Here is a 4,416-nt window from a genome sequence, read left to right as displayed (position 1 = left end):
CAGCAGGTATTCGCTCTCCTTGATCCGCGCGCGACCGTGCTGGCCGGGCGGGTAGGGACGCTTCTCGAAGGCCTGGTCGCCACCGACGAGGTCGGTGCGCAGACGGCGCGACTTGCGCGTGATGGGTCCGGTGTAACGAGCCATGATTCTATTTACCTAGACCCTTCTCCGCTTGGGGGGACGGCATCCGTTGTGCGGCTGCGGGGTGACGTCGGAGATCGCGCCGACCTCGAGGCCGGCGGCCTGCAGCGAGCGGATCGCGGTCTCTCGACCCGAGCCCGGGCCCTTCACGAACACATCGACCTTGCGCACGCCGTGCTCCTGCGCCTTGCGCGCGGCATTCTCAGCGGCCAGCTGAGCGGCGAACGGGGTCGACTTGCGCGATCCCTTGAAGCCGACGTGGCCCGACGACGCCCAGGCGATGACGTTGCCCTGCGGGTCGGTGATCGTCACGATCGTGTTGTTGAACGTGCTCTTGATGTGAGCGGCACCGTGCGGAATGTTCTTCTTTTCCCGCTTGCGCGTCTTGTGCTGCCCCTTCTTGGGGGCCGACGCTGCTGCCTTCTTGGCTGGTGGCATGGGCGGTTACCTGGCCTTCTTCTTGCCGGCGATGGTGCGCTTCGGGCCCTTGCGGGTGCGCGCATTGGTCTTGGTTCGCTGGCCGCGCACCGGCAGGCCGCGGCGGTGCCGCAGGCCCTGGTAGCAGCCGATCTCGATCTTGCGGCGGATGTCGGCCTGCACCTCACGGCGAAGGTCACCCTCGACCTTGATGTTGGCCTCGATGTAATCGCGCAAGTGGGTCAGCTGGTCATCCGTCAGGTCCCTGGTACGCAGGTCCTTGTCGATGCCCGTAGCTGCCAGAATCTCGTTGGAACGGGTACGGCCTACACCGAAGATGTAGGTCAGGGCGATCTCCATCCGCTTGTCGCGCGGCAGATCGACGCCCACTAGTCGAGCCATGGTGGCGTTTCCTCTTTTTCTAGGCGGAGGTCTTATCCCAGCCCGTTCCCTGCGCCAAATGATTCTGGCGGGGGCCCGGCCTCCGTCCGGGCGTGGATGAACGACCTATTCGTTCACTGGTGCTGGGAGGTCTGCATTCAGTTGTGCGGCAGCAGCGCGATCTGGGGTTAGCCCTGGCGCTGCTTGTGACGCGGATCGGAGCAGATCACCATGACCCGCCCATGCCGACGGATGACCCTGCACTTGTCGCAGATTGGCTTGACGCTCGGGTTCACCTTCACGGCTTTTCGATCCTGTTCTTCTACTCGTCGCTTGTTCGGTTCGGGCTTCTCGTTACTTGTAGCGGTACACGATGCGGCCCCGGGACAGGTCGTAGGGAGAAAGCTCCACCACCACCCGGTCCTCGGGCAGGATGCGGATGTAGTGCTGCCGCATCTTGCCGCTGATGTGGGCAAGCACCTTGTGTCCGTTCTCCAGCTCAATGCGGAACATCGCATTGGGCAGGGGCTCGACCACGCGGCCCTCGACCTCTATGGCACCGTCTTTCTTGGCCATAAGTTGTTAAAAATCCTCGTCGTTAGTTTCGTATCGCATTGCGCCCAGATCGGCGCAACATAGAACACCGACTTAGAACGTGAGCCGGTGACAGGAAATTCCTAGGGACTTGGCGCACAAATAGTCGGCGCGCATGACGCACCGTTGGTCCACGATACCTGGTGATGGGGCCTGACCCAAAATCGCTCTCAGAGGAAATGGGCCCGCTTTCACGACCTGCCACATGTGGCCTGACAAGGGCATACTTAACGCCGATGACGAATCCCGATTCCGGCGCCGCGGGCCCGTCCCGCAAGCCCGTGATGCTGACCGTAGACGATGATCCCTCGGTCTCCCGCGCGGTCGCCCGGGACCTGCGCCGTCACTATGGCGAGGACCATCGGATCGTGCGCGCGGAATCGGGCGCGGACGCGCTGGGCACCCTCAAAGAGCTCAAGCTGCGCGGCGAGACCGTCGCGGTGCTGATCGCCGATTACCGGATGCCGCAGATGAGCGGGATCGAATTCCTCGAACAGGCCATGGACCTCTATCCGGCGGCCCGGCGGGTGCTGCTGACCGCCTACGCGGACACGCACGCCGCCATCGACGCGATCAACGTCGTCGACCTCGACCACTACCTGCTCAAGCCGTGGGACCCGCCCGAGGAGAAGTTCTACCCCGTCATCGACGGGCTGCTGGACGCCTGGCGGGCCGCACCCGAGCATCCGATCCCGCACACCAAGGTGATCGGTCACCGCTGGTCGGCGCGGTCCTGGCAGGTGCGCGACTTCCTGGCCCGCAACGGCCTCTACTACACCTGGTTCATGTCCGACGAACCCGCCGGCGAGCGACTGCTGAACGCGGCCGGCGCCGATTGCCTGCGGCTGCCCGTCGTCATCACCGACAAGGGCGACCCCCTGATCGAACCCAGCGACGCCGAACTGGCCGACAAGTTGGGCCTGACGGTCAACCCGTCGCAGGAGTTCTACGACCTGATCGTCATCGGCGGTGGGCCCGCGGGCCTGGCCGCGGCGGTGTACGGCGCGTCCGAAGGCCTGCGCACGGTGCTGATCGAGCGCACCGCGACGGGCGGCCAGGCGGGACAGAGTTCTCGGATCGAGAACTATCTGGGATTCCCCGACGGGGTGTCGGGCGGGCAGCTGGCCGAGCGGGCGCGCAGGCAGGCCGAGAAGTTCGGTGCCGAGCTGATCACCGCCCGCACGGCCACGGCGCTGGAGATCAACGGGCCCAAGCGCACCGTGCGGTTCGCCGACGGGGGCTCGATCGACGCGCACTCCGTCATCCTGGCCACCGGCGTGGCCTACCGGAACCTCGACGCCGAGGGCTGCAACGAGCTGGCCGGCTGCGGCGTCTATTACGGGGCCGCGGTCTCGGTCGCGACGGAATGCGCGGACGAAGAGGTCTATATCGTCGGCGGGGCCAACTCGGCGGGTCAGGCCGCGATGTTTCTGTCCCGCAAGGCCAAGCAGGTGCACATCCTGGTGCGCGCCCCCTCGCTGGACGCGTCGATGTCCTACTACCTGATCCAGCAGATCGAGGCGACGCCGAACATCACCGTGCACACCTGCACCGAAGTGCAGAGCGTCGCCGGGGACGGCCACCTCGAAAAGCTGACCCTGCGAAACAACCGCACGGGCGACATCGACGACGTCACGTGCGCCCGGATGTTCATCTTCATCGGCGCGGCGCCGCGCACCGACTGGCTCGACGGCATCGTCGCCCGCGACGACCACGGCTTCATCCTCACCGGCCCGGACCTGCGCAACGTGTGCGGCTGGACGCTGGAACGCCCGCCGCACCATCTGGAGACGAGCGTTCCGGGGGTGTTCGCCACCGGGGACGTCCGCTCCGAGTCCGCCAAGCGCGTCGCGGCCGCGGTCGGCGAAGGGTCGATGGCCGTGATGCTGGTCCACCGCTACCTGGCCGAGAGTTAGGCAGCGCCATGACCGCCAACACGCCGTGTGAGCCCGACGAGCTGCGCAGCCTGTTCCTGTTCGAGGCCCTGACCGACGAGCAGCTTGCGGTGCTGTGCACCAACGGGTGCATCGAGAACTACCAACCCGGTCCCATCTGCGTCGAGGGCGAACCAGCGACCTGTTTCTACGTCCTGATCGAGGGCGAGCTGATGATGTCCAAGCTGTCCGGCGGCCAGGACATCGAAACCAACCGCACCTCGCAACGCGGCGTGTATTGCGGGGCGTGGCGGGCGTTCACCGGCGGGAACCAGAAGAGCTACGACGCCTCGGTGCACGTGACCAAGCCGTCGAGGTTCTTCGTCATGGACGCGCCGGTGTTCGCGCAGTTCATGAAGGACCAGTTCCCGATGGCCGTGCACCTGCTCGACGGGATCGCGGTGGGCACCGACCGGACCCGGCGGATCATCGACAACCGGGAGAAGCTGCTCGCGCTGGGCCGGCTGTCGGCCGGGCTGACCCATCAGCTCAACAACCCCGCCGCGGCCATCGCGCGGGCCGCCGACGAGCTGCGCGGCCGAATCTCGCGCATGCGTGGGAAATTGGCGATGCTCGCCGACGGCACAGTCAGCCCCGAGACGCTGAATGCCCTGGTGCTGTTGCAGGAGGCGGTCGCCGAGCAGGTCGCCAAGTCTGCGTCGCAGAACCTGACCCCGATCGAGACCTCCGACCGCGAGGACGCCGTCGGCGACTGGCTGGAGGCCCACGACATCAACGGCGGGTGGGACATCGCGCCGACATTCGTCGAAGGCGGCGTCGACACGGACTGGCTGGAGCGGATCGCCGCGACCGCCGAGGAATTGGATGCCTCGAGCACGTTGGAGGAAGCGATCCGCTGGATCAGCTACACCATCGAGAGCGAGCTTCTGATGAATCAGATTTCGGAAGCGAGCAAACGGATTTCGGCGTTGGTCGCCGACGCCAAACA

Annotated in this window: 6 protein-coding genes and 1 pseudogene; 2 read left to right on the top strand and 5 right to left on the bottom strand. The window is 66.0% G+C overall.

Annotated features, from left to right (window positions below; all coding sequences use genetic code 11):
* From JOZ00_RS01910 to infA, 5 genes and pseudogenes are all read right to left on the bottom strand, one after another.
* Nucleotides 1-144: pseudogene (locus tag JOZ00_RS01910) on the bottom strand (30S ribosomal protein S4); the annotation flags it as partial.
* Nucleotides 145-156: 12 nt separating this feature from the next.
* A complete protein-coding gene (gene rpsK, locus JOZ00_RS01905; protein ID WP_293338915.1) occupies nt 157-579 on the bottom strand; it encodes a 30S ribosomal protein S11 in 423 nt (140 codons plus the stop codon).
* Nucleotides 580-585: 6 nt separating this feature from the next.
* Nucleotides 586-960 (bottom strand): 30S ribosomal protein S13, encoded by a 375-nt coding sequence (gene rpsM / locus JOZ00_RS01900; protein WP_293338912.1) that lies wholly within the window; start codon nt 958-960, stop codon nt 586-588.
* 167 nt (nt 961-1,127) lie between these two features.
* On the bottom strand, nt 1,128-1,241 hold the full coding sequence (gene rpmJ, locus JOZ00_RS01895) for a 50S ribosomal protein L36 (RefSeq protein WP_003879483.1): 114 nt from the start codon (nt 1,239-1,241) through the stop codon (nt 1,128-1,130).
* 52 nt (nt 1,242-1,293) lie between these two features.
* The gene (gene infA, locus JOZ00_RS01890; protein WP_003418601.1) at nt 1,294-1,515 is read right to left on the bottom strand and encodes a translation initiation factor IF-1; all 222 of its coding nucleotides are present in this window, start codon (nt 1,513-1,515) and stop codon (nt 1,294-1,296) included.
* Nucleotides 1,516-1,769: 254 nt separating this feature from the next.
* Between infA and JOZ00_RS01885 the strand changes: the two genes are divergently transcribed.
* Both JOZ00_RS01885 and JOZ00_RS01880 read left to right on the top strand, forming a co-directional pair.
* Nucleotides 1,770-3,449, top strand: coding sequence for an FAD-dependent oxidoreductase (locus JOZ00_RS01885; RefSeq protein ID WP_293338909.1), 1,680 nt, complete (start codon nt 1,770-1,772; stop codon nt 3,447-3,449).
* 8 nt (nt 3,450-3,457) lie between these two features.
* A partial coding sequence (locus JOZ00_RS01880) for a cyclic nucleotide-binding domain-containing protein (RefSeq protein WP_293338906.1) occupies nt 3,458-4,416 on the top strand: 959 nt, incomplete at its 3' end.

The organism is Mycobacterium sp. (assembly GCF_019243155.1).
Lineage (GTDB): Bacteria > Actinomycetota > Actinomycetes > Mycobacteriales > Mycobacteriaceae > Mycobacterium.
The sequence above is the reverse complement of the archived record's forward strand: the minus strand, read 5'-3'. Positions and strand labels throughout refer to the sequence as shown.